Origin of the sequence: Pseudosulfitobacter koreensis, assembly GCF_024733015.1 — a bacterium.
In the GTDB taxonomy this organism is placed as follows: Bacteria; Pseudomonadota; Alphaproteobacteria; order Rhodobacterales; family Rhodobacteraceae; genus Pseudosulfitobacter; species Pseudosulfitobacter koreensis.
In genome coordinates this window covers 77271-103429 of the sequence record NZ_JANKJG010000012.1, presented here as the reverse complement: position 1 = coordinate 103429, position 26159 = coordinate 77271, and the positions used below count along the sequence as shown (strand labels likewise).

Below are 26159 nucleotides of genomic sequence, written 5' to 3'. Positions count from 1 at the left end.
CGCCTAGTCTGAGCGTCAATTCGCCCGCGCGCCGTCTACGCCACATCGACGCCGCGCCTTGTCGGGCAATGGTAGGGTGGCAGGTCATAACCTCATGAACGTGTCTTTTCGTCTGAACGGAGAGGACGTCACGGCGACAGATGTCTCCCCCACGACGACACTCCTCGACTGGCTGCGCGAAACGCGTGGCCTGACCGGCACCAAGGAAGGCTGCAACGAAGGCGACTGCGGTGCCTGCTCGGTGATCGTGACCGATGACACCGGCGCTCTGCCCCTGAACGCCTGCATCCTGTTCCTGCCGCAACTGCGCGGCAAGGCGATCCGCACCGTCGAAGGCATCGGCGCCCCCGACGGCACCCTGCACCCCGTCCAGCAGGCGATGATCGACCACCACGGATCGCAATGCGGCTTTTGCACGCCGGGGTTCATCACGACGATGGCTGCCAACCACCTGAACGGGCGCACCGACCACGACACCGCGCTTGCGGGCAACCTGTGCCGCTGCACTGGCTATGCACCGATCATCCGCGCCGCCAAGGCCGCCGAGACCGCGCCTGTCCCCGCACATATGCACGACATCCCGCTTCTCTTGGCCAAAAATATCCCGGGGGAGCCGCAGGCGGGGGCAGCGCCCCCAGAATACACCACCGAATACCCCACCAACCTCGACGGTTTCGCCGACTGGTACGCGGCCAACCCCGACACGACGCTGATCGCCGGTGCCACCGATGTGGGCCTATGGGTGACCAAGCTGATGCGCGATCTGGGCCAGACGGCTTTTCTGAGCCACGTCGAGGGCCTGCGCGGGATTACGGTGACCGATGACACCATTACCATCGGTGCGACCACCACACTCAGTGACCTTCACCCTGTGATGGCCGAACACCACCCGGCCTTTGCCGAATTGATCCGCCGGTATGGCTCGGCGCAGGTGCGCAATGCCGCGACCATCGGCGGCAATGTCGCCAACGGCTCGCCCATCGGGGACGGCCCTCCGGCGCTGATCGCGCTGGATGCGACCCTACATTTGCGGCAGGGCGCAAAAAGCCGCAGCCTGCCGATCGCGGACTTCTTCATCGACTACGGCAAACAAGACCGTGCCAAGGGTGAATTCCTGACCCACATCACCCTGCCGCGCAGCGCAGACCACCTGCGCTGCTACAAGCTGTCGAAACGCTTCGATCAGGACATCTCGGCGGTTTGCGGTGCATTCTGGATCGACGTCGCGGACGGCAAGGTGCAAACCGCGCGCCTCGCCTTTGGCGGCATGGCGGGCACCCCGAAACGCGGATCGCATGCCGAGGCGGCCCTGAGCGGCAAGCCCTGGACAGAAGAGACCGTGCGCGCGGCGATGGCGGAACTGGCCGAAGATTTCACCCCGCTCAGCGACATGCGCGCCAGCGCTGCCTACCGGATGGAAGCCGCGCAGAACATGCTGCTGCGGGCCTGGACCGAGGATCAGGGCGCGCCCACATTGGTGCTGGAGGTCCGCGCATGAGCGTCGCCCAGCCCCTGCCTCACGACGCGGCGCGCCTGCACGTGACCGGTGCCGCCCGCTATGTCGACGACATCCCCACGCCGCGCGACACGCTGCATCTGGCCTTCGGCACAAGCCCCGCCGCTGCGGGCACGCTCGACGCGCTGGACCTTGATGCCGTGCGCGCGGCCCCCGGCGTGATCGCGGTGATGACTGCCGCCGATCTTCCGTTCGAGAACGATGTGTCGCCCTCGAACCATGACGAGCCCCTGCTTGCGACCGACCAGGTGCATTACGTGGGCCAAGCGCTGTTTCTTGTCATCGCCACCAGCCACGGAGCAGCGCGACGCGCGGCTAGCCTGGGCCGGGCCACGATCAATGAGACCGCACCGATCCTGACCATCGCACAGGCCGAAGCCGCAGACAGCCGGTTCGAGGACGGGCCGCGCATCTATGGGCGCGGCGATCTGGACGCGGGCTTTGCCGCAGCGCCGCACCGCCTGTCGGGGGTGCTGGAAATTGGCGGGCAGGAACACTTCTATCTTGAAGGTCAGGCCGCCCTCGCGCTTCCCGGCGACAACGGCGACATGCATGTGCATTCGTCCACCCAGCACCCGTCGGAAATTCAGCACAAGGTGGCCAAGGCCATCGGCCTGCCGATGCACGCCGTGCGCGTCGAGACACGGCGCATGGGCGGTGGCTTTGGCGGCAAGGAAAGCCAAGGCAACGCGCTGGCCGTGGCCTGCGCTGTGGCCGCGCGGGCGACGGGCCGCCCTTGCAAGATGCGCTATGATCGTGATGACGACATGATCATCACCGGCAAGCGCCACGATTTCCGCGTGACTTATGACGTGGCCTATGACGATGCGGGCCGCATTCTGGCGCTGGATGTGCGCCACGACACCCGCTGCGGCTGGTCGATGGACCTGTCGCTGCCGGTTGCAGACCGCGCGATGCTGCACGCCGACAACGCCTATCACCTGCCTGCCGTGCGCATCACCAGCCACCGCTGGAAGACCAACCACCAGTCGGCCACCGCCTTTCGCGGTTTTGGCGGGCCACAGGGCATGCTGGGGATGGAGCGGATCGTGGATCACGTGGCCCACGCCCTTGGGGCCGATCCTACTGCGGTGCGCCGGGCAAACTTTTATGCCTCCGGCGGGGATATTTCGGGCGAAAAGAAGCAGACAACGCCTTATGGGCAAGAGGTGGATGATTTCATCGGCCACGAAATGGTGGCGCGGCTGGAAGAGACTTCGGACTATGCAGCACGGCGCGCCTCGGTGGATGCTTGGAACGCCAGGGGCGGTGTGATCCGCAAGGGGCTGGCGCTGACACCGGTGAAGTTCGGGATCTCGTTCACGCTGACACACCTTAATCAGGCAGGCGCGCTGGTGCATGTCTATGCCGATGGGTCGATCCACCTGAACCACGGCGGCACCGAGATGGGTCAGGGTCTGTTCCAGAAGGTCGCGCAGGTCGCGGCCAGCCGCTTTGGCGTCCCGATGGAGGCGGTTCGGATCACCGCGACCGATACCGCCAAGGTGCCCAACACCTCGGCCACGGCGGCGTCGTCGGGATCGGACCTGAACGGAATGGCGGTACGCAATGCCTGCGACACGATCCGCGAACGCATCGAATTGCACCTGGCACAGTTGCACCAGTGCAGGCCCTGCGATGTTGTCTTTGAGGGTGGCCGGGTCACGGCGGGCGGCGCCGAGTACAGCTTTGCCGAAGTTGCGGCCCTCGCGCATCAGGCGCGCATCAGCCTGTCGTCCACCGGCTTCTACAAGACGCCAGAGATTTCGTGGGACCGGGTCAAGGGCCATGGCCGCCCGTTCTTTTACTTTGCATACGGCATGGCGGCGGTCGAGGTGGCGGTGGACACATTGACTGGCGAGAACCGGATGCTGCGCGCCGATATCCTGCATGACGCGGGCGCATCACTGAACCCGGCTCTGGACATCGGGCAGGTCGAGGGCGGCTTTGTGCAGGGCGCGGGCTGGCTGACGACCGAGGAATTGGTCTGGGACGACAAGGGCGCGCTGCGCACCCACGCGCCGTCAACTTACAAGATCCCTGCCTGCGGCGACTGCCCCGAGGTGTTCAACGTGGCCCTGTGGGACGGCGAGAACCGCGCCGATACGATCTATAAATCCAAGGCCGTGGGCGAGCCGCCCCTGATGCTGGGCATCGCCACGTTCCTTGCGCTGTCGGATGCGGTGGCCTCCTGTGGCGCGGCCTATCCCGACCTGCACGCGCCCGCGACGGCCGAGCAGGTGCTGGCGGCCATTCACCGGGCGCGCGGCGCATGATGGACCTGAACGCACTGGGCGCTGCGATCAAGGCGCATGGCCGCGTGGTGCGGATCGTGCTGGCGGATGTGCGTGGATCGGCCCCACGGGCTGCGGGCACGTCGATGCTGGTGTGGAGCGGCGGGCTGTCCGGCACCATCGGCGGCGGACGGCTGGAGCTGGAAGCGGTGAGCCACGCGAAAGCGATGCTGAAGCAGGACGCACCGCCGCCGCGCACCCTGAAACTGGCGCTGGGGCCGACGCTGAACCAATGTTGCGGCGGGGCCGTGGTGCTGGTGCTGGAGTGGTTCGACGCGGTGCGGTTCGAGGCCATCAAGACGGATTTCGACGGTGTGTGGGCGCGGCGGGTCAGCGAGGCCGATGACATGCCTGCGCCGATGAAGCGGGCCTGCGCGCGGGCGGCGTCGCATGGTGCGCCTTTGCGGTCGATGTATCAGGGGGGCTGGCTGGCCGAAGCGCTCTGGCAAGAGCGGCAACAAGTGGTGATCCATGGCGCAGGCCATGTGGGGCGGGCGCTGGCGGGCGTACTGGATGCGCTGCCGCAATATGATGTGCTGGTCAGCGACACGCGGCAGGGCGAACTGACGCAACTGCCCGAGCATATTGCCCGCACCGATGCACAGCCAGCGGATGTGCTGGCCGCTGCGCAGAGATCAGCGGCGCATTACATCATGACGCCTGAGCACGACCTTGACCTGGAGCTGTGCCACCACCTGCTGAACCGCGAATTCGCCTTTGCGGGGCTGATCGGATCGGCGACCAAATGGGCACGCTTTCGCAGCCGCCTGGCGGCGCTGGGACATGCCCCTGCCCGAATTGATCGCATTACCTGCCCGATTGGGGATCCCGCCCTTGGAAAACATCCCCAAGCCATTGCCGTGGGGGCTGCGGCGCAGCTATTGATGATGCGCAAGCCCTTGCCAGCCCTGACGAAAGAGACCGCATGACCGCCCTTCTGGACCTATCCGGCGTCACCAAGGCCTACCCCGGTGTCGTGGCCAATGACAGCGTCAGCCTGACCATCCAGCCCGGCGAGGTGCACGCGCTTTTGGGCGAGAACGGCGCGGGAAAATCCACGCTGGTCAAGATGATCTACGGGCTGGTCAAACCGGACGCGGGGCAAATGTCGCTGAACGGTGCGAGCTTTGCCCCGAGTGATCCGCGTGCCGCGCGGGCGGCTGGGATCGGCATGGTGTTTCAACACTTTTCGCTCTTTGACGCACTGACGGTGGCCGAAAACATCGCACTGGGAATGGAAAACGCACCGCCGATGCGGCAGCTTGCAACACAGATCAAGGCGGTCTCGGAAACCTACGGCCTGCCGTTAGCGCCGCACCGGCTGGTGGGTGACTTGTCGGCGGGCGAACGCCAGCGGGTCGAGATCATCCGCTGCCTGCTGCAGGAGCCGAAGCTTCTGATCATGGACGAACCGACCAGCGTTCTGACCCCACAAGAGGTCGAGATCCTGTTCAAGACCCTGCGGAAACTGTCGGCAGAGGGCACCGCGATCCTTTATATCTCGCACAAGCTGGAGGAGATCCGCGCCCTGTGCGATGCGGCGACAATCCTGCGGCTGGGCAAGGTCGTGGGGCATTGCATTCCGCGCGACACCTCTGCCGCCGAGATGGCGGAACTGATGGTCGGCAGCGCGTTGAAGCCGCCGCAAAAGGCCGCCGGGGCCTCGGGCGATGTGCTGCTGGAACTGCGCGATCTGTCGTTGCCGCCCGTGTCGACCTTTGGCATGCCGCTGCGCGAGATTTCAGTCTCGGTCCGTGCGGGCGAGGTTCTGGGCATCGGCGGCGTCGCGGGCAACGGGCAGGACGAGCTGCTGTCGGCCCTGTCGGGCGAAGTGCCGGTGCCCGTGGGAACCGTCTTTTTCAAGGGCGACGACATGGCAAGGGCACACCCGAATGCGCGCCGTGCCGCAGGGCTATTGACGGCACCGGAGGAGCGGCTGGGCCATGCAGCCGCCCCGGATATGTCACTGACCGAGAATGCGATGCTGACGGGGGCCGCCCGCGAAGGGCTGGAGCGCAACGGCATGCTGGACTGGAAGGCCGCGCGCAGCTTTGCCAACCGGATCATCGCCGATTTCGACGTGCGCACGCCCGGTCCCGGCAATGCCGCGCGGTCGCTGTCGGGTGGGAACCTGCAGAAATTCGTGATCGGGCGCGAGATATTGCAGCGCCCCGAGGTGCTGGTGGTGAACCAGCCCACCTGGGGGGTCGATGCGTCGGCGGCAGCGGCGATCCGGCAGGCGCTGCTGGATCTTGCCCAGAATGGCGCTGCGGTGATCGTGATTTCGCAGGATCTGGACGAGCTGATGGAAATCTCGGACAATTTTGCCGCCCTGAACGAGGGACGGCTGAGTGCTGCACGCCCCGCCGCAGGGCTGACCGTAGCCGAGATCGGCCAGATGATGGGCGGCGCGCATGGGATGGAGGTGGCCCATGTCTGAGGGCTGGACGCGGGGCAGACCGGCCCTTCGGGGAGAGTTTTTCCTGCAAGATGAAGATGGGAGCGGCCAATGATGCGGCTGGAAAAGCGGCCACAGCCGAGCCGTGCGATGGCGCTGGCGACGCCGCTGCTGGCGGTGCTGGCGACGATGGTGTTCGGCGGGCTGCTGTTTGCGGTGCTGGGCGAGGACCCGGTGCAGTCGATCCTGACGATTTTCTGGCAGCCGCTGTTCGGCGAATTTGCGTTCTACTATCGCCCGCAACTGCTGGTCAAAGGCGCGCCACTGGTGCTGATCGCGATGGGGCTGGCGCTGGGGTTTCGGGCAGGGATCTGGAACATCGGGGCCGAAGGGCAGTACATCATGGGCGCGATCTTTGGTGCTGCGGCGGCGCTGGTGTTCTATCCGCTCGAGGCGTGGTGGATATTTCCGCTGATGGTGATCTGCGGGGGATTGGGCGGGTTCCTGTGGGCGATGATACCGGGGCTGCTGAAGGTGAAATTCGGGACCAATGAAATTCTGGTCAGCCTCATGCTGGTCTATGTGGCCGAGCAGTTCCTGTCGTCGATGTCGCTGGGATTGCTCAAGAACCCCGAAGGATACGGCTTTCCGGGGTCGCGCAACCTGCAGCAATATGCCTCTGCCCACAACGCCGAGATCGTATCGGGTACCGGCATGCACTGGGGCGTTGTCGCTGCGTTCATCGCGGTGATCTTTGCCTATGTGCTGCTGACCCGACACCGTCTGGGCTTTGCCATTCGGGTCACCGGCGAAGCGCCGCGTGCCGCGAAATTCGGCGGCGTGAACCCCGCGCGGCTGGTGCTGTTCTGCCTGGGAACCTCGGGCCTGCTGGCCGGGCTTGCGGGCATGTTCGAGGTGGCGGGGCCTGCGGGGCAGATCACCATCGACTTTAACGTGGGCTACGGCTTTACCGCGATCATCGTGGCGTTTCTGGGTCGTTTGCACCCTGTCGGCATCCTGCTGGCGGGCGGGCTGATGGCGCTGACCTACATCGGCGGCGATATCGCGCAATCGCAACTGGGCCTGCCCGCTGCCGCCATTCAGGTGTTCCAGGGCATGCTGCTGTTCTTCCTTCTGGCACTGGACGTGCTGACCAATTACAGGCTGCGCTTCGGCGCGGCAGAGGTGGCCTGATGGACCTGTCTGTTATCAACCCGATCCTGCTGCTGGCGGCATTGATGAGCGCCGCCACACCCATCCTTCTGGCCGCCACGGGCGAGTTGGTGGTCGAACGCGCGGGTGTTCTGAACCTGGGTGTCGAGGGCATGATGATCGTCGGCGCAATCGCGGGCTTCATCGTCGCGGTCAACACCGGGTCGCCTGCGCTGGGGTTCATCGGCGCGGCGGCAGGCGGGGCCGTCCTGTCGCTGCTGTTCGTGTTCCTGACGCAGGTGGCGCTGGCCAACCAGGTCGCATCTGGCCTGGGGCTGACGCTGTTCGGTCTGGGGCTGTCGGCGCTGATGGGTCAAAGCTATGTCGGTGTCAAACCGCCGCGCATGGGTGATCTGAACCTTGGCCCCCTGAGCGATATTCCCGTTTTGGGGCCGATCCTGTTCAGCCACGATGCGATGGTCTATATCGGCCTGCTGATCGTGGCGGGCGTCTGGACCACCCTGAAATACACCCGCGCCGGTCTGGTGCTGCGCGCGGTGGGCGAAAACCACGACGCGGCACATGCCCTTGGCTACAAGGTCAAACGCATCCGCGCGCTGGCAATCCTATTCGGCGGGGCGTGCGCGGGGATGGGCGGTGCCTACATCAGCCTGATACGCGTGCCGCAATGGACCGAAGGCATGACCGCAGGCGTCGGCTGGATCGCGCTGGCGCTGGTGGTCTTCGCCTCGTGGAAGCCCTGGCGGGTCCTGCTGGGCGCCTATCTTTTCGGCGGGATCACCCAGCTGCAGTTGAATCTGCAAGGTGCGGGCGTTGCCATTCCTGTCGAGTATCTGGCAATGTCGCCGTACATCGTGACAATCATCGTTCTGGTGACATTGTCTGCTGACAAATCACGCGCTCCGGGTTCTCTGGGGCGCATATTCCATGCCTCGCACTGAGGCCAAAAAACCGGGGAGTAACACACTCATGTCTTTCACGAAACTGATGGCCACGGCGGCATTGACGCTGGGCCTTGCCACCGGGGCATTCGCCCAGGATAAAACCAAGGTCGGCTTTGTCTTTGTCGGCCCTGTGGGCGACGGCGGCTGGACCTATGAACACAACCAGGCCCGTCTGGCCGTGGAAGAAGAATTCGGCGACCAGGTCGAAACCGTCTTTGTCGAAAGCGTGGCCGAAGGCCCCGACAGCGAGCGCGTGATGACGCAGATGGCGCTGGACGGTGCGGATCTGATCTTTACCACCTCGTTCGGCTATATGGACCCGACCATCAACGTCGCGGCCAAGTTCCCCGATGTGAAGTTCGAGCACGCCACCGGATACAAGCGCGCCGACAACGTGTCGACCTATTCGGCACGTTTCTACGAAGGCCGCGCCATCCAGGGCCACATCGCAGGCTCGATGACCGAATCCAACATCATCGGCTATATCGGGTCCTTCCCGATCCCCGAAGTGATCCGGGGCATCAACTCGGCCTTTATCCACGCCAAGAAGGTGAACCCCGACGTAGAGTTCAAGATCATCTGGGCCTACACATGGTTTGACCCTGCCAAGGAAGCAGACGCCGCCAAGGTTCTGATCGAACAGGGTGCCGACGTGATCCTGCAACACACCGATTCGACAGCGCCCCAAGCGGCCGCGCAGGAAGCGGGCGACGTGATCACCTTTGGTCAGGCATCCGACATGTTCCAGTACGCTCCGCTGCCGCGTGTGTCGTCAATCATCGACGACTGGGCCCCCTACTACATCGCCCGCACCAAGGCGGTGATGGACGGCACATGGACCTCGACCGACACATGGGACGGCATTGGGCCGGGCATGGTCGGCATCGGCGAGATCACGGACGCGGTTCCCGCCGACGTGAAAGACGAAGCGCTGGCGTTGAAGGACGCAATCGCGTCGGGTGAATACCACCCCTTCACCGGCCCGCTGAAAAAGCAGGACGGCAGCGATTGGCTGGCCGAGGGCGAAGTGGCCGATGACGGCACGCTGGCCGGCATGAACTTTTACGTCGAAGGTCTGACCGGAGAGATCCCGCAATAAGCGGAGGTTTCACTGAAATGCAGAAAGGCCCCGGCACCGTCCGGGGCCTTTTTAATTTGCGTGAAGGTGCAGATCAGTGCGCCATCATCTCAGCTGCGATCTGTTCGCCGCTCTTGTCCGCGGGGTAATACGTCGGCCAGTTGGTGACCTCGTCCAGCAGGGCCGCACGATCATCACCCCAATACAGATGATAGTGCCCTGCCGACTGTGGGGCGATGGCATGGTCGCTGAACTGGATCACATCAGGCGCCAGTGCATCGCCCGAGACCTTTTCGAAGATGTAGCGCACGCCGCGATTGCCCGCCTTGTAAGTCAGGATTTCGTAGCCATCGGTTTCATAAGCACCGCCATAACTGCTTCCACCTTGGGTAAAGGTTACGGTCTTGCCCTCGATCACGATGCGATCAACTTCAGTTTGATACCCTGTCTCATATGTGGCCCGATACTCGGCGGCTGATTTCTCCCCCGCCTCGGCCTTTTGCGCCATCACGGGATCAAGCGTGCCGTCCTGCAACAGCGGATAGACCGACTGCCAGTCGCCCTGCCAATCCGCCAGCGTGCGCGGTGCGATCTGGCTGTCATCGAAAAGGCCGCGATAGATATCATCGTCATTGTGGGCATGCGCATGGCTTTGCGGTTCCGCCCCATGGTCATGCGAATGCGCCTTGGTATCGGCCTGCGCCTGCGGCGCGCACAGAACAAGCGCCCCGAGTGCGACAGCGGCGATTTGGGCGGTGAGTTGGGCGGTGATTGAAATTTGCATCAGTTTTCCTCTTTCATGATGATGCGGCACCCTATGTCATTATGTGTTAAGTTATAACATATTAAATTGTGAAAAAGGTAAAACTTAATCCTGTGTCGCGATGTCGGATGCCCCGGTTGGGCACGTCACCTTACAACTCTCCTGACGTCACGGTGCCACGGAACAGGTTTTCAACGCGCAGCGGCCATGCCAACGTGGCCCCATGATCACATTGCATCACCTCAACCGGTCCCGCTCTCATCGTATCCTGTGGCTGCTGGAAGAGGCGTGCGCGGACTACACGGTCAAACACTACAAACGCGATGCCAAGACCAACCTTGCGCCGCCGGAACTAACCGCGATTCACCCCCTTGGAAAATCCCCGATGATCGAGATGGACGGCCGTCTGATTACCGAAAGTGCCGCAATCGTCGAGTTGATCTGCGCTCGTCACGCGCCCGCGATGGTGCCGCCACGCGACGATCCGGCCTATGTGCAGCATCTTGAGTTGATGCACTTTGCCGAAGGCTCGGCGATGACACCCATCCTGCTGAACCTCTATGTCGGTCGTCTGGGCGAGGCCGGTGCCCCGCTGCACCCGCGCATCCATCAGCAACTGGATGCGCACTACGGCTATATGAACGATGTTCTGCGCCCCTCGGGCCACTTCGTGCTGGACGATTTGTCCGCCGCCGACATCATGCTGAGCTTTCCCGCAGAGATCGCGATGATGCAGGGCCGGGCCAAGGATTTCCCGCGGCTGGCCGATTTTGTCGAACGTATCCATGCACGCCCGGCCTATCAGCGGGCCACCGCGCCGGGGGCCGACTGAAGCGGCAGCGCGGGCGAAAGCCGGCATTGCACCGCTGTCGCGGGCGTGCCACCTTTGCGCCATGAAACAACTTACCTCGCCTGATGGCACCCCGGCCAGCCGCCTGACCTTTGGCGCGATGCAATTCGGCGGCACCGCTGATGCGGACGCGTCGCGCGCCATGTTCGGCGCCTGCCGCGGCGCGGGCATCACCCACTTCGACACCGCATATGTCTATACCGAAGGCCAGTCAGAGACCCTGCTGGCGGACATGGTCGCCACCGAGCGCGACAGCCTGCTGATCGCCACCAAGGTCGCCTATGCGGGCGGAGCCAGCCGGGTCAACATCCTCGAACAGTTCGATGTCTCGCGCAAACGGCTGCAACTGGACACGGTCGATCTGCTGTATATCCACCGCTTCGACCCTGACACGCCGCTGGAAGAAACCATCGACACGCTGGCGCATCTGCAGGCGCAGGGGGCAATCCGCTATATCGGCGTGTCGAACTTTGCCGCGTGGCAGGTGATGAAGGCGCAGGCCATCGCCGCCCGCTTTGAGACCCGCATTGACGTGATCCAGCCGATGTACAATCTGGTAAAACGTCAGGCCGAGGTCGAGATCATTCCGATGTGTGTCGACCAACACATCGCGGTGGTGCCCTATTCGCCGCTGGGCGGCGGCTTGCTGACTGGCAAATATGCCTCTGGCGGCACCGGCAGGCTGAGCACGGACGCGCGTTATGCGACGCGCTACGGCGTGCCGTGGATGCACGAAACCGCGCGCGATCTGGCTGCACTGGCAGCCGAGATGAGTGTAGATCCCGCCACGCTGGCCGTGGCCTGGGCGGCGGCACATCCCGCGCGTCCGCATCCGATCATTTCAGCCCGTAGCGTAGAACAATTGCAGCCGTCTCTGGCGGCAGAAGGTTTCGACATGACACCGGACCTCTATGACCGGATCACCGCGCTGTCGCAGACGCCGCCCCCCGCCACAGACCGGCTGGACGACCGATGAGCGACTTCATCATCATCGGCGGCGGCATCGCAGGTATTTCCGCCGCAGCGCGGCTGTCGGCACATGGCACGGTGAAGGTTCTGGAAAGCGAAGAGGCGCTTGGCTATCACGCCTCGGGCCGCTCGGCGGCGCTGTTCGAGAAGAATTATGGCCTGCCCTCTGTCGTGGCGCTGAACAATGCCAGCGCCGCTTATCATCAGCCCTATCTCAGTCCGCGCGGTTTCATGCTGGTGGCGCGGGCGGGTGAGGATGCCGGGTTCGAGACGGATGCGGCCAAGTTGAAATGTCCCGAGATTTCGGTGGAAGAGGCCCACGCTATCGTGCCGATCCTTAACGACCAGATCACCCGTGCCGCTTATCACGAAGAAGCCTATGACATCGACACCGACCGGATGATCCAGGACTTTGCCAAGCAGGTGCGCGCCAACGGTGGACAGGTGCTGACCAAGGCACCCGTATCCAAGATCGCCTTTGCGGATGGCGAATGGACCGTCACTGCAGGCGGAGAAACGCACCACGCCGCGACGTTGATAAACGCAGCCGGTGCCTGGGCCGATAACATAGCCAAGCTGGCCGGTATCACGCCCATCGGCCTGACGCCGTTTCGCCGGTCAATGGCGCGCATCCCTGCGCCCGATGGCCATGACGTCAGCCGCTGGCCGATCTTCTTCGGCGTAAACGAGACATGGTACGCCAAGCCCGACGCCGGATCGCTGCTGGTCTCGCCCGCCGAGGAACACGCGACCACGCCCCACGATGCCTGGCCCGACGACATGGTGCTGGCCGAGGGGCTGGACCGCTACAGCCAGCACGTCACACCCGAGGTCACACGGCTTGAGGCATCATGGGCAGGGTTGCGCAGCTTTGCGCCCGACCGCACGCTGGTGCTGGGTCGCGATCCGGTGAACCCCGCTTTTGTCTGGTGCGCGGGTCAGGGCGGCTATGGCTTTCAGACAGCGCCCGCCGCCTCGCAACTGCTGGCTGATCTGATCACGGGACAACAGCCGCAGATCGACGCGGAAACCGTCGCGTCCCTGTCGCCTGCCCGCTTTCACCGCTAAGCCTTTCGGAGGCCGCACCATGTCCCTGACCCGCCGCATTGCCCTTCTGAGTCTGATGGCACTGGCCGCCTGCGGCGCGCCGCGATCCGGACCGCCGCCCGCACCCGACGGCGTGATCTTTGCGCCCAACTTTGCCGATGTGCACCCGGTCGAATTTCGCGGTCGCGCGCCGCAGAACTATCCGGTGCAGGGCATTGATGCCGCCCGTTTCCAGACGTCGATCAACTGGAACGAGGCGCGGCGAAACGGCGTGAACTTCGCCTTTCTCAAGGCGACCGAAGGCGGCGACCTGCTGGACCCCGCCTTTGGCGGTCACTGGCGCGACGCAGGCCGCGCAGGCGTCGAACGCGGGGCCTATCACTTCTATTACTTCTGCACCTCGCCCGAAGATCAGGCGCGCTGGTTCATCCGCAACGTGCCGCGCACGCCGGGGATGCTGCCGCCCGTGCTCGACATGGAATGGAACCCGTTTTCGCCCACCTGCGCCCATATCCGTCCGCCCGCACGCGAGGTGCGCGCGCAGATGCGCCGCTGGATCAAAATCGTCGAAGCGCACTACGGCATGCGCCCGATCATCTACACCACGCCAAAGTTCTTTGAGGAAAACGATCTGAGCGCCTTGCGCGGCTATGATTTCTGGCTGCGCTCGACCGCCATAAGTGTCTCCGAGGCCTATCCGGGCCAGCGCTGGCGGTTCTGGCAGTATTCGGCCACCGGCATCATTCCCGGCATCGTCGGCAAGGTGGACCTGAACGTCTTTAACGGAAGCCGTCAGCAATGGGTGACCTGGCTGGCCGCCCACAAGCTGTGATCAGACGGTAACGACCTTGCCGGGGTTCAGGATGTTGTCGGGGTCAAGCGCGCGTTTGATCGCGATCATGACCTCGGTCGCGTCGCCCAGTTCCTTGACCAGATAGGCCATCTTGCCCTGCCCGATCCCGTGTTCGCCGGTGCACGTGCCGTCCATCTCGATGGCCTTCTCGGCCAGCCAGCTGACAAAGCCCGCCGCTTTCTTCATCTCTTCGGGGCTGTCTTCATCGACCAGCACCAGCGAATGGAAATTGCCGTCGCCCACATGACCCACGATGGGCGCCATCAAGCTCAGCCCGGCCAGCTTGTCCTGCGTGGCACCGACGATTTCGGCCAGCCGTGAAATCGGCACGCAAACGTCGGTCGATATCCCCTTGGCACCGGGACGCAGACCCAGCGATGCCCAATAGGCGTTGTGCCGCGCCTTCCACAGCGCGTTGCGCTCTTCGGTGCTGGTGGTCGCGGTATAGCCTGTGCCGCCGAACTCGTCGGCAATCGTGCCGAAGGTCTCGGCCTGCTCGACCACGCCCGCGTCCGAGCCGTGGAACTCGAGCAGCAGCAGCGGCGTTTCCGGAAGGTCCAGCCCGGAATAGGCGTTGCATGCCTTGACCTGCAAAGCGTCCAGCAGTTCGATCCGCGCCACAGGGATGCCGAACTGGATTACCTGCATCACGGTCCGGCAGGCGGCATCCACCGATGGGAACGAACAGCGCGCCGAGCTGATCGCCTCGGGGATGCCCTGCAATTTGAGGGTGATTTCGGTGATGATGCCCAATGTGCCCTCAGACCCGATTAAAAGGCGTGTGAGGTCATAGCCTGCCGATGATTTCTTGGCCCGCTGAGCAGTGCGTATGACCCGCCCGTCGGCCATCACCGCCTCAAGCGCCAGCACATTGTCCTTCATCGTGCCATAGCGCACCGCGTTGGTGCCCGAGGCCCGCGTCGCCGCCATGCCACCCAGCGACGCATTGGCACCGGGGTCGATCGGAAAGAACAGGCCCTGATCGCGCAGATGCATGTTCAGATCCTCGCGCGTCACGCCGGGCTGGATCACGCAGTCCAGATCTTCGGCATGAACGTCGATGATCTTGTTCATCTGCATCAGATCGATGGAAATCCCGCCCGCAGGCGCATTCACGTGCCCCTCAAGCGAGGTGCCGGTGCCGAAGGCGATGACCGGCACCTTGTGCGCCGCGCAAACCTTGACGATGTCAGACACCTCTTGGGTCGACTGCGCAAAGACGACGCCATCGGGCATCTGGTTCTTGATCCAGGTCGTTGTGTGCCCGTGCTGTTCGCGCAGCGCGGCGCTGGTCTGGAACCGGTCGCCGAATTGCTGTTTCAGAACACCCATGACGGTTTCGATGCCGCTGTCATTGCGCGGCAAATCAATCGCTTGCACCATGTCTAGTCGTCCCCTAACGCGATGCCTTCGCGGCGCGGATCTGCGCCACCTTGCAGGCCATCGCCGATTTCAATTGCATGCAGGCCCGAGTTCAAATCGCGCGTCTCGACCTCGAAGCCCATGGCCTCAAGCGGCCCTTGCAGGTCGGCGGCGGCGGTCCCTGCCTCAAGATCATAGTTGCCAAAGCGGTTCACCGCATGGGGCATCGCGACGGCCTGTTGCACATCCATGCCCCAGGCCAGATGCGCGACAATCGCCTGCGCCACGTAGCCGATGATGCGGCTGCCGCCGGGGCTGCCGATGGCCAGAACGGGGGCGCCGTCCCTCATCACGATGGTCGGCGCCATCGAAGAGCGTGGCCGCTTGCCCGGCTCAAGCCGGTTGGCGATTGGAACGCCGTCGGCATGGGTGCGAAAGCTGAAATCGGTCAGTTCGTTGTTCAGCAGGAACCCCCGCACCATCAACCGCGAGCCAAAGCCGTTTTCGATCGTCGTCGTCATCGACGCCACATTGCCATAGCTGTCCGCGATCGAGATATGCGAGGTCGAGGGCAACTCGATGCTCTCGTCATCAGCCCAGAGCATCGCATGATCCCAAGCGGGCGTTCCGGGGCTCACCTCGGGCAATGCATCGTCGCCCGCCAGCAATTTGGCCCGGTCGGCCAGATAGGCGGGATCGACCAGCCCCTTGGTCGGCATCGGGACAAAATCGCTGTCTGCCATGTACCGCCCGCGGTCCGCAAAGGCCAGACGCGAGGCATCCCCGATCAGCCGCCATGCCTGCGGATCGGCGGGGCCGAGCGCTTCAAGATCATAGCTGTCAAGCATGCCCAGGATTTGCCCCACGGTCAGCGCACCGGATGAAGGCGGGCCCATGCCGCAGATATCGTGCCCGCGAAACGGCGCACAGACAGCAGGACGTTCGCGGGTTGAATAGAGGCTGAAATCCAGCGGCGTCAGCAACCCGCCCGCAGGCACGGCACCGTTCACTGTGTCGATGATGTCCTGGGCAATCTCGCCGGTATAGAACGCCGACGGATCCTGCGCGAGCATCTGCAACGTGTCGGCATAGCCGAGGTTAGTCAGCCGCGCGCCTGCCTGCAACGGCTGGCCGTCGGGCAGGAAATAGCTTGCGGTGCTCTCGAACCGCGCCAGACGTTCGGCGTCGGCGGCGACCAGACCTGCCAGTCGGGGCGAGACGTCAAAGCCGTCCTGTGCCAATGTGATCGCGGGCTGCAACAGCGTGGCCCAGTCACGGTTGCCCCACGTGTCATGCGCAGACGCCAGCAGCGCGGGCGTGCCGGGCACGCCGACCGACAGACCGCCGACGACCGCATCGTAGAATTGCACGGGCTCTCCCTTGTCATCCTGAAACCGGGTTGGTGTTGCGGCCAAGGGTGCTGTTTCGCGCCCATCCAGCGTGGTCAACTGCCCGCTCTTTGCATCGTACCAGACCAGAAACGCCCCGCCGCCCAGTCCCGAGCTTTGCGGCTCAACCAGACCCAGAACCGTTTGCACCGCCACCAGTGCATCCGCAGCCGTGCCGCCCGCAGCCAGCACATCCGCACCTGCCTGAACCGCGTGCGGGTTGGCTGCAGCCACCATCCAGGTCTTTCCCGTCACGGGCAGGCCTGCGTCCTTGGCTTGCAAGGCTGCCGCCACCTGCGGCGACATGGCGGCAAAGCCACCTGTGGTCGCGGCCTCGGGTTGTACGCTGTCGGCGGCTTGCTGAGCCAGCGCAGACCCCGCCGCCATCACGGCGATCAATGTCAGTGTCTTGTGCATCTGTCCCCCCTCGAGATCCGTCAGAGCATCGACGGCACGACCTGATCCGGCGGACGGTGGCCATCGTCGAAGGTCTTGATGTTGATGATGACCTTTTCACCCATCTCCAACCGGCTCTCCAGCGTCGCCGACCCCATGTGCGGCAACAGCACCACATTGGGCAGCTCGCGCAGGCGCGGGTTGATGTCAGTGCCGTTCTCGTAGACGTCCAGCCCCGCACCGGCGATGTCACCGGCCCGCAGCATCCGCGTCATGGCGTTCTCGTCCACCACTTCCCCGCGTGAGGTGTTCACCAGCACGGCATCTTTCTTCATAAGCTTCAAACGCCGCGCGTTCATCAGATGAAAGGTCGACGGCGTCGAGGGGCAGTTGATGCACAGCACATCCACGCGCGCGACCATCTGGTCCAGACTGTCCCAGTAGGTCGCCCGGAGGGTATCTTCGATCTCGGTGCGCAGACGACGGCGGTTGTGGTAATGCACCTGCATCCCGAAGGCAGCGGCACGGCGCGCCACGGCCTGACCGATGCGGCCCATGCCCAGAATGCCCAGACGACGGCCCGCGATGCGCCCGCCCAGGAACGCGGTGGGGGCCCAGCCCTCCCATGTGCCCGACTGCATCGCCGCCAGCCCCTCGGGCATCCGCCGCGTCACGGCCAGAATCAACCCCATCGTCATGTCGGCAGTGTCATCCGTCAGCACGCCGGGCGTGTTTGACACCAGAACGCCGCGCTGGCGGGCAGTGGCCACGTCGATATTGTCCACACCGGCACCATAGTTCGCGATCAGCTTCAGCCGTTCGCCCGCCTGCGTGATCAGCGAGGCATCGATCTCGTCGGTGATGGTCGGCACCAGAACATCCGCAGATTTCATCGCCTTGGACAGCTCGTCACGTGTCATCGGCGTGTCGTCTTCACGCAATGTGGTGTCAAAAAGTTCGCTCAGCCGCGCTTCGACCGCTTCTGGCAACCGTCGCGTAACGACAACACTCAGACGTTCCTTTGCCATTCGGCACCTCCCGGACTTGGCGCACAGTATCGCGCCGCGCTATGGTGGCCGATGAGAGCGCGAGGCACAAGAACCCGCGCCCACTATATGAGGCAGCAATGGCAGGATTCCTGAAAAGAATTCAAACGGGTTTGGTCTGTGCAGCTTTCCTGATGCCGCTGATCATCGGCAGCGGTGCGCAGGCGACAGATGATGCAGCGGCAAGAGGGCAGGTCACCAACCTGCCGGTGCCGCGCTTTGTGTCGATGAAGGCCGTCGAAGGCAACGTGCGGCGCGGGCCCTCGCTGACGCACCGGATCGACTGGGTGTTCAAACGCCGCGACATGCCCTTGCAGGTCACCGCAGAGCACGGCCACTGGCGGCGCGTCGAAGATCGAGATGGTCTGGGCGGCTGGGTGCATTATTCGCTGCTGTCAGGCACGCGCACCGTGATCGTGGAACAGGACATGCTGGCCCTGCACGCCCGCCCCGACCCCGAAGCACCGACTTCGGCCGTGTTGGAAAACGGCGTAATCGCGCGACTGGGCGAATGCAGTCTGGAATGGTGCTGGCTGACGGCCGGGGGCTATCGCGGCTGGGCACCCAAATCGCGGCTGTGGGGCGTGGCCCCCGACGAAATCCGCGACTAGCGCAGCGCGTAAAGCGCAACCCTGACCGACGCCGCGTTGCGCGCGCCGGTGCCCACGAACAGCGTGCGGTTCACCCAGTCATAGCGCGCATCGCCGGTTTCCAGGCGCGCATGGGTGCGCATGTAGTAGTCTTCAGGCGGCACCGCCTCGCCCCGGCCAAGCGCCGCCAGAACCTCGGGGGGCCCGTCGCGGTATCCGTAGTTGATGATCTCGATCACCGCCCCGTCGTCGGTTTCCATCGCATAGCGCGTGTCCAGCTCGGCCATGCCACTGCCAAAGATCGTCTGCCAGTCGGCGCCGACATTCATGATCTTGCCGTTCAGCCGTGCGCCCGTCACGGTGCCACCGATGATCGGAATGATGCGCCGCGCCCCTGCGCGACCCTGACCCATCTCGCGGATCGGACCCAGTTCGACATCCAGCGTGCAGACGTGCTCAAGCTTCGGTTGCAGTAATTTCATGGACAGCGCCTCCCGCATTCGATAATTGTTAACCTAGTAAACGATCTGCGAGTTGTCCATATCGGTCAGCGCTGCCAACACGCCAGGAGGATGCCATGACAGGGATGCCACGAAAAGCCCTCGCCACGGAGGCAGAGCCTTCCGAAATGGCACTGGAATCGCTGGTGGGATACAATCTCAAGCGGGCCTATGTAATCTTGCAGAACGACTATCGCGCGGTCATGGGCGAGCACGGGCTGAGCCCGCGGGTGTTCTCGGCGCTGACTTTTGTGGTCGAGACCCCGAACCTGACCCAAAGCGATCTGGCACGACGGCTCGGGATCGAGCGTTCGGGGCTGGTGGCCATCGTAGACGAGCTGGAAGGGCGCGGCTATCTGCGCCGCGTGGCCGTGCCGCAGGACCGTCGGGTTCAGGCGCTGTCGCCGACCGATGCGGGCGTACAGGCCTATGAGGCAGCGCTGACATTGGTTCACGCGCACGAAGACAGAATGCTGCAAACGCTGGACGCAGGGGAGCGCGACCAGCTTTTACATTTGCTGAAAAAGATCAGGGAAACGGGAGAGTGATCAAATGAGCATGTACAAGGACAACGTCGCCATCGTGACAGGCGGCGCATCGGGACTGGGGGCTGCGACCGCGCGCGCACTGGCCGACATCGGCATGAAAGTCGCCCTGTTCGATCTGAACAAGGACGCAGGCGATGCGCTAGCCGCCGAATTGGGCGGCATGTTCCACAGCGTCGACGTGTCCGATCCGGCCAGCGTCGCCGCAGGTCTGGATGCGGTCGTAGCCGGGCTGGGCACGCCACGTGTTCTGGTCAACTGCGCGGGCATCGGCCCTGCCGCAAAGACCGTATCGCGCGGCGAGGCACACGATCCGGCGCTGTTCGACAAGACCATCCGCGTCAATCTCATCGGCTCGTTCAACTGCGCAAGCCAGGTCGCAGCGCGCATGGTGGCCTCTGACCCGACAGAGCCCGACGGCGCACGCGGTGTGATCGTCAACACGGCGTCGGTCGCGGCCTATGACGGGCAGGTTGGGCAAGTGGCATATGCCGCGTCCAAGGGCGGCATCGTCGGCATGACCCTGCCGATGGCGCGCGATCTGGCCGACAAGGGCGTGCGCGTCTGCACCATCGCCCCCGGTCTGTTCATGACCCCGCTGTTGGAAGGGCTGCCGCAGGACGTACAGGCATCGCTGGGCAAGCAAGTGCCGTTCCCATCGCGGCTGGGCCACCCGTCGGAATATGCCAAGCTTGTGTGCCACATCCTCGACAACCCGATGCTGAACGGCGAGGTCATCCGCCTGGATGGCGCGATCCGCATGGCACCCCGGTAAGGGGCGCAGGCCATGAACCCGCCGCGTTTCTGGGCCCCGACCTTCGACTATGAAACCCGCGCCGACGGCACGATCCTGATGCGCCAGCAAGAGCCGCTGCCGACGCATCCGCAGCTGCTGGCCGATTACCTGGACCATTGGGCGTCGGTCGCGCCCGACCGCACCTGGATCGCCCGCCGCAAGGATGGTGGCGACTGGCAGCGGGTGTCCTACGCCCAAGCGCGCGACAAGGCGCGCAGGCTGGGGGCCGCCTTGCTGGACCTTGGGCTTGGTCACGACCGGCCTTTGCTGATCCTGTCGGAAAACAGCTTGGAGCACGCCCTGCTGGGGTTGGCGGCAGTCTATGTCGGAGTGCCCTATGCGCCGCTGGCCACCGCCTATTCTCTGGTGTCCGAAGACCATGGCAAGATTCGCGAGATCGCGGCCCTGCTGAACCCCGGTGCTGTCTTTGCCGACGATGGTGCGGCCTATGCCAGGGCTGTGGCCGCAATCGCCGCCGACGGGCGCGCGGTGATCAATGCGCGCGACCCGGCGGAGGGTGCCTTGTCTTTCGACACGCTGCTGGACCATGCCCCCGACGATGCTGATGCCGCCCGCGCGGCGCTGACACCTGACACGGTGGCCAAATACCTTTTTACCTCAGGCTCTACCGGCGCGCCAAAGGCCGTGATCAACACCAACGCGATGATCTGCTCCAGTCAGGCGATGGTGCGCGATTGCTACCGGTTCCTGACCGACCAGCCGCCCGTGGTGCTGGACTGGGCCCCGTGGAACCACACCGCTGCAGGCAACAAGGTCAGCTATCTGGTCCTGACCAACGGCGGCACCTACTATATCGACGATGGCCGCCCGGCAGGCGGCAAGTTCGCCGAGACATTGCGCAATCTGCGCGACATCTCGTGCACGTGGTACTTTAACGTGCCTGTCGGCTACGACATGCTGGTCGAGGCGCTGGAGACGGACGACCACCTTGCGCGGACCTTCTTTGCAGATCTGGGGATGCTGTTCTACGCCGGGGCCAGCATGTCGCAGCGCACATGGGACCGCCTGTCTGCCATCGGCCGTAAGGTCACGGGGCGCGATGTCTTGCTCGCCACGGGCCTTGGGGCCACGGAAACCGCGCCCTTCGCGCTCGCAATCACCGATGTGCAGGACCGGTCCGGCAACGTCGGCGTTCCCGCGCGCGGTCTGACGCTGAAGCTTGTGCCCAACGCGGGCAAACTTGAGGCGCGCCTGAAAGGCCCCAGCATCATGCCGGGGTACTACGGCGATGTGGCCAAATCAGCCGAAGTCTTCGATGACGAAGGGTTCTATTGCCTTGGCGACGCCCTGCGCCCCGCCGACCCCGATGATTTCTCGAAGGGGTTCTTTTTCGACGGGCGACTGGCCGAGAACTTCAAGCTGACGACAGGCACCTGGGTCGCCGTCGGTGCGGTGCGTGCGGCGCTGGTCGATGCGATGGACGGGTTGATCCGCGACGCAGTGATCGTCGGCGAGGATCAGGCGCAACTGGGTGCCTTGCTCTGGCTGTCGGACAAGGCTGCCGCGATGAATGCTGACGATCTGAGCGCGCTGTTGCAGGACAGGTTGCGCGTGGCGGCGTCCAACGCCACAGGCTCAGCCAGCCGCATCCGGCGCGCCGTGGTGCTGAACACGCCGCCGGGCCTCGACGCGGGTGAGATCACCGAAAAGGGATCGCTCAACCAGCGCGCCTTGCGTGCGGGACGGACCGCGTTGATTTCGCGGCTTTACGCTGGTGAAGACGGTGTGATCATCGCCTGAAAAAAGCCAAAACGCCGCGCCATCTCAAAGGCGCGGCGTTTTGCGTTCTAGGGCACCAGATAGTCGATCAGCCAGACCAGCGACAGGGTGACCGCCGGAAACGCTGTCAGGATCACGACGCGGATCACGTCGGTCAACACGAAGGGCATGGCCCCGCGATAGGTCTGCCCGATAGGAATATCGCGCGCCATCGAGTTGATGATGAACAGGTTCATCCCAACCGGCGGCGTGATCAGCCCGACCTCGACCACGATCAGCACCAGAATGCCGAACCACAGGCCGAAATCGCTGGGCGACATGCCGAAATCCAGCACCACCATGATCGGATAGATGATCGGCACCGTCAGCAGCACCATCGACAGCGAATCCATGATGCAGCCAAAGACCAGGTACATCACCAGCACCGCCGTCAGCACCAGCCAAGGATTCAGCCCCTGCTCGGCCACCCAGATGGACGACAGTTGCGGCAGTTGCGTCAGTGCGAGAAAGCTGTTGTAGAGCCCTGCGCCCAGGATGATCAGGAAGATCATCGCGGTTGACGATGCCGTGGACAGGATCGCCTGTTTCAGCTTGTCCCAGGACATCTGCCCCGACGCGACGCTGATCAACCCGGTGCCTGCCGCACCGACGGCGGCCGCTTCGGTCGGGGTGAAGATGCCCAGATAGATACCGCCCACGACCACCAGAAAGATCGTCAGCACCGGCCAGACCTTGCCCAGCGCGGCCATCCGTTCCGCCCACGGCACGCGCGGGCGCACAGTTGCGGCATTCGGCGACATACGCACCCAGATCGAAATGGCAATCATATAGCCCGCAGCCGCAAGGATGCCGGGGATCAGGGCAGCGACGAACAGCTTTTCAATGTTCTGCTCGGCCAGGATCGCGTAAATCACTAGTATGACTGAGGGCGGGATCAGAATGCCCAAGGTGCCTCCCGCCGCCAGCGCGCCGGTGGACAGCGATCCGGGGTAGCCGTAGCGGCGCAGTTCGGGCAGGGCCACCTGCCCCATCGTGGCCGCCGTCGCCAGCGACGACCCGCAAATCGCGCCGAAGCCTGCGCAGGCGCCGATCGCCGACATTGCGACACCGCCGCGCCGATGGCCCAGAAAGCTCTCTGCGGCACGAAACAGCGATGCAGACATGCCCGACAGGGTCGCGAACTGCCCCATCAACAGGAACAGCGGTATGATCGAATAGGAATAGTTGGAGAAGGTGCCATAGGTCAGCGTCTTGAGTTGGTTCATCATCATCATCGGCGACCCGATGACCATATAGGACCCGCCAAAGCCCACTGCCAGCATCGCCAGCGCGATCGGGATGCGGATAAAGATCAGAATCAGCAGCACCGGGAAGGACCACAGGGCCATTTCGAAGTTGCTCATGCGCCAAGTTCCTCGGTTGGATCGTCACGTCCGGTCAACCCGCGCAGCGATCGTGTGAGGCAGAACAGGGCGACAAGGGCAAAGCCCAAGGCTCCGACGAGGCTGGCGGCATAGCCCCACCAGACTGGCAGTTGCATGATGAATGTCGTCTCTCCGTAGCGCATCTTGTCGGCCATCCCCAGATACAGCCGCCACGCGATCAGCACGGCCACGGCCAGCATCCCCAGATCGACGATCACGTCCAGTACGCGGTTCAGCGTGGTGCCGTAAGCGGGCTTGAACAGATCGACAGCGGCATGGCTACGCTGCAATTGGCACCACGGCAGAAAGCCGAAGATCGCGGCACCAACGCCGATCTCGGTCAGGTCATAGATGCCCTTGATCGGGCCGACCCCGATGTTGAGCGGCAAGAGCGCCCGCCCCGCGATGGAGACACAGGTCAGACCGACGACCACCAGCAGGACCAGCCCCGCCAGCACCGCCATCCACCGCGCCAGTGCGTCGGCTATTCTATAAGCTGTCATATACATTGATGCTGCCCCGCAGGCGGCGACCGGCGTGCCCCGTTGACGGGACACGCCGCGCTCAACCTCAGTTGGAGTGTTTGTCGATCAGACCCTCGGCCTGGTCGATCAGAGCCTGACCGTCGATGCCCTTGGCGTCCATCTCGGCGACCCAGCGCGCGATGACGGGCTGTGCTGCATCCTTCCAGCGGGCCACTTCGGCTTCGTCCAGCACGGTGATCGTGTTGCCCGCCTCGACCGCGATGTCGCGTCCGGGCTTGTCGTATTCAAACATCACCTCGGCTGCGAATGTGGACAGGGCGGCGCCAGATTTCTCGTCCAGGATTGCTTTCAGGTCGTCCGGCAGCGCGTCGTATTTGGCCTGGTTCATCACCAGGACGATGGTCGCGGTATAAAGCGCCTCTTCACCGGAAAATTCGGCGTGATGGCTGACCAATTCCGCCAGACGGATCGACGGGGTCACTTCCCACGGGATCACGGTGCCGTTCACGACGCCCTTCGACAGCGCCTCGGGAATGGCGGGCAGCGGCATGCCGACGGGTGTGGCACCCAGCTCGGAGAGCATATCGTTAATCACACGGGTCGGACCGCGCAGGGTCTTGCCCTGCATGTCTTCCAGCTTGGTCATCGGGTCCTTGGTGTGAATCACACCGGGGCCATGCACCCAGGCACCAAGGACTTTCACATCCTGATACTCGCTTTGCTGAAAGTCGCTTTCGACCATTTCCCAGAACGCAAGCGACGTGCCGACGGGGTCTTTCATCATGAACGGTAGTTCAAACACTTCGGTGCGCGGATAGCGTCCGGGGGTATAGCCCACCACGGTCATCGCCAGATCGACCACACCATCGCGCGCCTGGTCAAGCAGTTCGGGCGGACGCCCGCCCAGTGCCATCGCGTCAAAATGCTGGATCTCGATACGGCCATCCGATGCGGCCGTGATCTCTTCGCCCCAGGGCTTGAGGATCTTGGCAGGCACGGTGGCGACCGGGGGCAGAAACTGGTGCAGGCGCAACGTAATTTCTTGCGCGAAGGCCAGTCCCGGTAACATGACGACTGCCGCAGCAGCGCCGATCAGTAGTGTCCGTTTGTTCATCTTGTTTCCTCCCTAAAGATGATCGCTGAACCGGTTTTTCCCGGCTTATTTCTTGTGGAAATCTGGCGGGCGTTTCTCCAGGAACGCACGCAGACCTTCCTGCGCGCCTGCCGATGTCTGCGACATCGCGGCGGACAGGCTTTCGGTGAACAGACCGTCAGAGCGGGACATATCCCCGATCCGCCCGATGGCCTGAATCATCAGGTAATTCGAGAAGGGCGCATTGTCCGCCACCTCGCGCGCCAGCTTTTTGGCCAGCGGCAGCGCCTCGCCCTCGCCCACGGAATAATGCGCAAGCCCCAGACGCAGGCCGTCTTCGGCGCCATAGTTGCGGCCCGTCAGCATCATCTCGCGCATCCGGTCGGCACCGATGATCCGGCCCACGCGCACGGTAGCACCGCCGCCGACAAAGATACCGCGCCGCCCCTCGGGCAGTTGAAACCGCACCGAAGGTTCCGCGATGCGCACATGCGCCGAGGTGGCGATCTCAAGGCCCCCGCCGATCACGGCACCGGTCATCGCCGCGATCACCGGCAGGCCGCCGTATTCGATCAGATCGGCCACACGGTGCCAATTACGCGAATGATAGACCGTCTCTTCTGGGTTGCGGTGTTCATGCTCGGACAGGTCCAGCCCCGAACAGAAATGCCCGCCCTCGCCATAGAGGATCACCGCGCGCACGCCTTCGGGCGGATGCGCGAAGAAAGTGTCGAGGGCGGCCACCAGCGCGTCGTTCATGGCGTTGCGCTTTTCAGGGCGGTCAAAGATGATGGTTGCGATATCGTCTTCGATCTCGATGCGGGTCACATCTGTCTTGGCTGTTCCGTCGGCCACGAGAATCCCCCTCCCTGTCGTAAATTGTCAAAAGTGTTATAGACTGTAATTGTT

At 63.8% G+C, this 26159-nt stretch carries 24 protein-coding genes; 15 read left to right on the top strand and 9 right to left on the bottom strand.

Features of this window, described 5'->3' with window-relative positions:
* Window positions 1-94 precede the first annotated feature (94 nt).
* The 7 genes from xdhA to NTA49_RS14975 all read left to right on the top strand — a co-directional run bounded on the left by xdhA (window position 95) and on the right by NTA49_RS14975 (window position 9424).
* Window positions 95-1498: a xanthine dehydrogenase small subunit gene (xdhA, locus tag NTA49_RS15005; RefSeq protein WP_258295619.1), complete on the top strand. Its 1404-nt coding sequence runs from the start codon at window positions 95-97 to the stop codon at window positions 1496-1498.
* Window positions 1495-3792, top strand: a complete 2298-nt coding sequence (gene xdhB, locus NTA49_RS15000) for a xanthine dehydrogenase molybdopterin binding subunit (RefSeq protein WP_258295618.1) — start codon at window positions 1495-1497, stop codon at window positions 3790-3792. The genes xdhA and xdhB overlap by 4 nt, the downstream gene beginning before the upstream one ends.
* A complete protein-coding gene (gene xdhC / locus NTA49_RS14995) occupies window positions 3789-4739 on the top strand; it encodes a xanthine dehydrogenase accessory protein XdhC (RefSeq protein WP_258295617.1) in 951 nt (316 codons plus the stop codon). Before xdhB ends, xdhC begins: the two co-directional genes overlap by 4 nt.
* Window positions 4736-6250: an ABC transporter ATP-binding protein gene (locus tag NTA49_RS14990; RefSeq protein WP_258295616.1), complete on the top strand. Its 1515-nt coding sequence runs from the start codon at window positions 4736-4738 to the stop codon at window positions 6248-6250. The genes xdhC and NTA49_RS14990 overlap by 4 nt, the downstream gene beginning before the upstream one ends.
* 69 nt (window positions 6251-6319) lie before the next feature.
* Window positions 6320-7402 (top strand): ABC transporter permease, encoded by a 1083-nt coding sequence (locus NTA49_RS14985; protein ID WP_258295615.1) that lies wholly within the window; start codon window positions 6320-6322, stop codon window positions 7400-7402.
* Window positions 7402-8322 carry an ABC transporter permease gene (locus NTA49_RS14980; protein ID WP_258295614.1) on the top strand — a complete coding sequence of 307 codons (921 nt, stop codon included), beginning with the start codon at window positions 7402-7404 and terminating at the stop codon, window positions 8320-8322. Before NTA49_RS14985 ends, NTA49_RS14980 begins: the two co-directional genes overlap by 1 nt.
* Before the next feature lie 28 nt (window positions 8323-8350).
* Entirely contained in the window at window positions 8351-9424 is a 1074-nt protein-coding gene (locus tag NTA49_RS14975; protein WP_258295613.1) for a BMP family ABC transporter substrate-binding protein, read from the top strand.
* A gap of 73 nt (window positions 9425-9497) precedes the next feature.
* On the opposite strand, the gene NTA49_RS14970 is transcribed toward NTA49_RS14975, so the two are convergent.
* Window positions 9498-10187: a ZinT family metal-binding protein gene (locus NTA49_RS14970; RefSeq protein WP_258295612.1), complete on the bottom strand. Its 690-nt coding sequence runs from the start codon at window positions 10185-10187 to the stop codon at window positions 9498-9500.
* Between the two features lie 202 nt (window positions 10188-10389).
* On the opposite strand from NTA49_RS14970, the gene NTA49_RS14965 reads away from it, so the two are divergent.
* The 4 genes from NTA49_RS14965 to NTA49_RS14950 all read left to right on the top strand — a co-directional run bounded on the left by NTA49_RS14965 (window position 10390) and on the right by NTA49_RS14950 (window position 13864).
* Complete coding sequence (locus NTA49_RS14965) at window positions 10390-10998, top strand: glutathione S-transferase family protein (RefSeq protein WP_258295611.1); 609 nt, start codon at window positions 10390-10392, stop codon at window positions 10996-10998.
* Between the two features lie 61 nt (window positions 10999-11059).
* Window positions 11060-11992 carry an aldo/keto reductase gene (locus NTA49_RS14960; RefSeq protein WP_258295610.1) on the top strand — a complete coding sequence of 311 codons (933 nt, stop codon included), beginning with the start codon at window positions 11060-11062 and terminating at the stop codon, window positions 11990-11992.
* Window positions 11989-13053, top strand: a complete 1065-nt coding sequence (locus tag NTA49_RS14955; RefSeq protein WP_258295609.1) for an NAD(P)/FAD-dependent oxidoreductase — start codon at window positions 11989-11991, stop codon at window positions 13051-13053. Before NTA49_RS14960 ends, NTA49_RS14955 begins: the two co-directional genes overlap by 4 nt.
* Window positions 13054-13072: 19 nt before the next feature.
* Entirely contained in the window at window positions 13073-13864 is a 792-nt protein-coding gene (locus tag NTA49_RS14950) for a glycoside hydrolase family 25 protein (protein WP_258295608.1), read from the top strand.
* Here NTA49_RS14950 and NTA49_RS14945 read toward each other — a convergent pair whose 3' ends face one another.
* The 3 genes from NTA49_RS14945 to NTA49_RS14935 are packed head-to-tail and all read right to left on the bottom strand — an operon-like array spanning window position 13865 to window position 18059.
* Window positions 13865-15268 carry an FAD-binding oxidoreductase gene (locus NTA49_RS14945; RefSeq protein WP_258295607.1) on the bottom strand — a complete coding sequence of 468 codons (1404 nt, stop codon included), beginning with the start codon at window positions 15266-15268 and terminating at the stop codon, window positions 13865-13867.
* A gap of 2 nt (window positions 15269-15270) precedes the next feature.
* The gene (gene ggt, locus NTA49_RS14940) at window positions 15271-17052 is read right to left on the bottom strand and encodes a gamma-glutamyltransferase (RefSeq protein ID WP_258295606.1); all 1782 of its coding nucleotides are present in this window, start codon (window positions 17050-17052) and stop codon (window positions 15271-15273) included.
* Between the two features lie 20 nt (window positions 17053-17072).
* Window positions 17073-18059: a 2-hydroxyacid dehydrogenase gene (locus NTA49_RS14935; RefSeq protein WP_258295605.1), complete on the bottom strand. Its 987-nt coding sequence runs from the start codon at window positions 18057-18059 to the stop codon at window positions 17073-17075.
* A gap of 152 nt (window positions 18060-18211) precedes the next feature.
* Between NTA49_RS14935 and NTA49_RS14930 the strand changes: the two genes are divergently transcribed.
* Window positions 18212-18688, top strand: a complete 477-nt coding sequence (locus NTA49_RS14930; protein ID WP_258295604.1) for an SH3 domain-containing protein — start codon at window positions 18212-18214, stop codon at window positions 18686-18688.
* Here NTA49_RS14930 and NTA49_RS14925 read toward each other — a convergent pair.
* A complete protein-coding gene (locus NTA49_RS14925) occupies window positions 18685-19149 on the bottom strand; it encodes a DUF3237 domain-containing protein (RefSeq protein ID WP_258295603.1) in 465 nt (154 codons plus the stop codon). The two genes, NTA49_RS14930 and NTA49_RS14925, sit on opposite strands and share 4 nt — an antisense overlap.
* A 95-nt stretch (window positions 19150-19244) precedes the next feature.
* On the opposite strand from NTA49_RS14925, the gene NTA49_RS14920 reads away from it, so the two are divergent.
* From NTA49_RS14920 to NTA49_RS14910, 3 genes are read left to right on the top strand one after another with little or no spacing between them, the layout of a single operon-like run.
* On the top strand, window positions 19245-19715 hold the full coding sequence (locus NTA49_RS14920) for a MarR family winged helix-turn-helix transcriptional regulator (RefSeq protein ID WP_258295602.1): 471 nt from the start codon (window positions 19245-19247) through the stop codon (window positions 19713-19715).
* Between the two features lie 4 nt (window positions 19716-19719).
* Window positions 19720-20487: an SDR family NAD(P)-dependent oxidoreductase gene (locus NTA49_RS14915; RefSeq protein WP_258295601.1), complete on the top strand. Its 768-nt coding sequence runs from the start codon at window positions 19720-19722 to the stop codon at window positions 20485-20487.
* A gap of 12 nt (window positions 20488-20499) precedes the next feature.
* On the top strand, window positions 20500-22269 hold the full coding sequence (locus NTA49_RS14910; protein ID WP_258295600.1) for a feruloyl-CoA synthase: 1770 nt from the start codon (window positions 20500-20502) through the stop codon (window positions 22267-22269).
* A gap of 47 nt (window positions 22270-22316) precedes the next feature.
* On the opposite strand, the gene NTA49_RS14905 is transcribed toward NTA49_RS14910, so the two are convergent.
* From NTA49_RS14905 to NTA49_RS14890, 4 genes are all read right to left on the bottom strand, one after another.
* Entirely contained in the window at window positions 22317-23651 is a 1335-nt protein-coding gene (locus NTA49_RS14905) for a TRAP transporter large permease (RefSeq protein ID WP_258295599.1), read from the bottom strand.
* Window positions 23648-24181 (bottom strand): TRAP transporter small permease, encoded by a 534-nt coding sequence (locus tag NTA49_RS14900; RefSeq protein ID WP_258295598.1) that lies wholly within the window; start codon window positions 24179-24181, stop codon window positions 23648-23650. Before NTA49_RS14900 ends, NTA49_RS14905 begins: the two co-directional genes overlap by 4 nt.
* Before the next feature lie 61 nt (window positions 24182-24242).
* Entirely contained in the window at window positions 24243-25271 is a 1029-nt protein-coding gene (locus NTA49_RS14895) for a TRAP transporter substrate-binding protein (protein WP_258295597.1), read from the bottom strand.
* Between the two features lie 45 nt (window positions 25272-25316).
* Entirely contained in the window at window positions 25317-26105 is a 789-nt protein-coding gene (locus NTA49_RS14890) for a crotonase/enoyl-CoA hydratase family protein (protein ID WP_258295596.1), read from the bottom strand.
* Window positions 26106-26159 lie beyond the last annotated feature (54 nt).

Excerpts from the sequence above, each read along its gene's own strand:
- xdhA (WP_258295619.1), top strand. The coding sequence starts at position 95 with ATGAACGTGTCTTTTCGTCTGAACGGAGAGGACGTCACGGCGACAGAT.
- xdhB (WP_258295618.1), top strand. The coding sequence starts at position 1,495 with ATGAGCGTCGCCCAGCCCCTGCCTCACGACGCGGCGCGCCTGCACGTG.
- xdhC (WP_258295617.1), top strand. The coding sequence starts at position 3,789 with ATGATGGACCTGAACGCACTGGGCGCTGCGATCAAGGCGCATGGCCGC.
- NTA49_RS14990 (WP_258295616.1), top strand. The coding sequence starts at position 4,736 with ATGACCGCCCTTCTGGACCTATCCGGCGTCACCAAGGCCTACCCCGGT.
- NTA49_RS14985 (WP_258295615.1), top strand. The coding sequence starts at position 6,320 with ATGATGCGGCTGGAAAAGCGGCCACAGCCGAGCCGTGCGATGGCGCTG.
- NTA49_RS14980 (WP_258295614.1), top strand. The coding sequence starts at position 7,402 with ATGGACCTGTCTGTTATCAACCCGATCCTGCTGCTGGCGGCATTGATG.
- NTA49_RS14975 (WP_258295613.1), top strand. The coding sequence starts at position 8,351 with ATGTCTTTCACGAAACTGATGGCCACGGCGGCATTGACGCTGGGCCTT.
- NTA49_RS14970 (WP_258295612.1), bottom strand. The coding sequence starts at position 10,187 with ATGCAAATTTCAATCACCGCCCAACTCACCGCCCAAATCGCCGCTGTC.
- NTA49_RS14965 (WP_258295611.1), top strand. The coding sequence starts at position 10,390 with ATGATCACATTGCATCACCTCAACCGGTCCCGCTCTCATCGTATCCTG.
- NTA49_RS14960 (WP_258295610.1), top strand. The coding sequence starts at position 11,060 with ATGAAACAACTTACCTCGCCTGATGGCACCCCGGCCAGCCGCCTGACC.
- NTA49_RS14955 (WP_258295609.1), top strand. The coding sequence starts at position 11,989 with ATGAGCGACTTCATCATCATCGGCGGCGGCATCGCAGGTATTTCCGCC.
- NTA49_RS14950 (WP_258295608.1), top strand. The coding sequence starts at position 13,073 with ATGTCCCTGACCCGCCGCATTGCCCTTCTGAGTCTGATGGCACTGGCC.
- NTA49_RS14945 (WP_258295607.1), bottom strand. The coding sequence starts at position 15,268 with ATGGTGCAAGCGATTGATTTGCCGCGCAATGACAGCGGCATCGAAACC.
- ggt (WP_258295606.1), bottom strand. The coding sequence starts at position 17,052 with ATGCACAAGACACTGACATTGATCGCCGTGATGGCGGCGGGGTCTGCG.
- NTA49_RS14935 (WP_258295605.1), bottom strand. The coding sequence starts at position 18,059 with ATGGCAAAGGAACGTCTGAGTGTTGTCGTTACGCGACGGTTGCCAGAA.
- NTA49_RS14930 (WP_258295604.1), top strand. The coding sequence starts at position 18,212 with ATGCCGCTGATCATCGGCAGCGGTGCGCAGGCGACAGATGATGCAGCG.
- NTA49_RS14925 (WP_258295603.1), bottom strand. The coding sequence starts at position 19,149 with ATGAAATTACTGCAACCGAAGCTTGAGCACGTCTGCACGCTGGATGTC.
- NTA49_RS14920 (WP_258295602.1), top strand. The coding sequence starts at position 19,245 with ATGACAGGGATGCCACGAAAAGCCCTCGCCACGGAGGCAGAGCCTTCC.
- NTA49_RS14915 (WP_258295601.1), top strand. The coding sequence starts at position 19,720 with ATGAGCATGTACAAGGACAACGTCGCCATCGTGACAGGCGGCGCATCG.
- NTA49_RS14910 (WP_258295600.1), top strand. The coding sequence starts at position 20,500 with ATGAACCCGCCGCGTTTCTGGGCCCCGACCTTCGACTATGAAACCCGC.
- NTA49_RS14905 (WP_258295599.1), bottom strand. The coding sequence starts at position 23,651 with ATGAGCAACTTCGAAATGGCCCTGTGGTCCTTCCCGGTGCTGCTGATT.
- NTA49_RS14900 (WP_258295598.1), bottom strand. The coding sequence starts at position 24,181 with ATGTATATGACAGCTTATAGAATAGCCGACGCACTGGCGCGGTGGATG.
- NTA49_RS14895 (WP_258295597.1), bottom strand. The coding sequence starts at position 25,271 with ATGAACAAACGGACACTACTGATCGGCGCTGCTGCGGCAGTCGTCATG.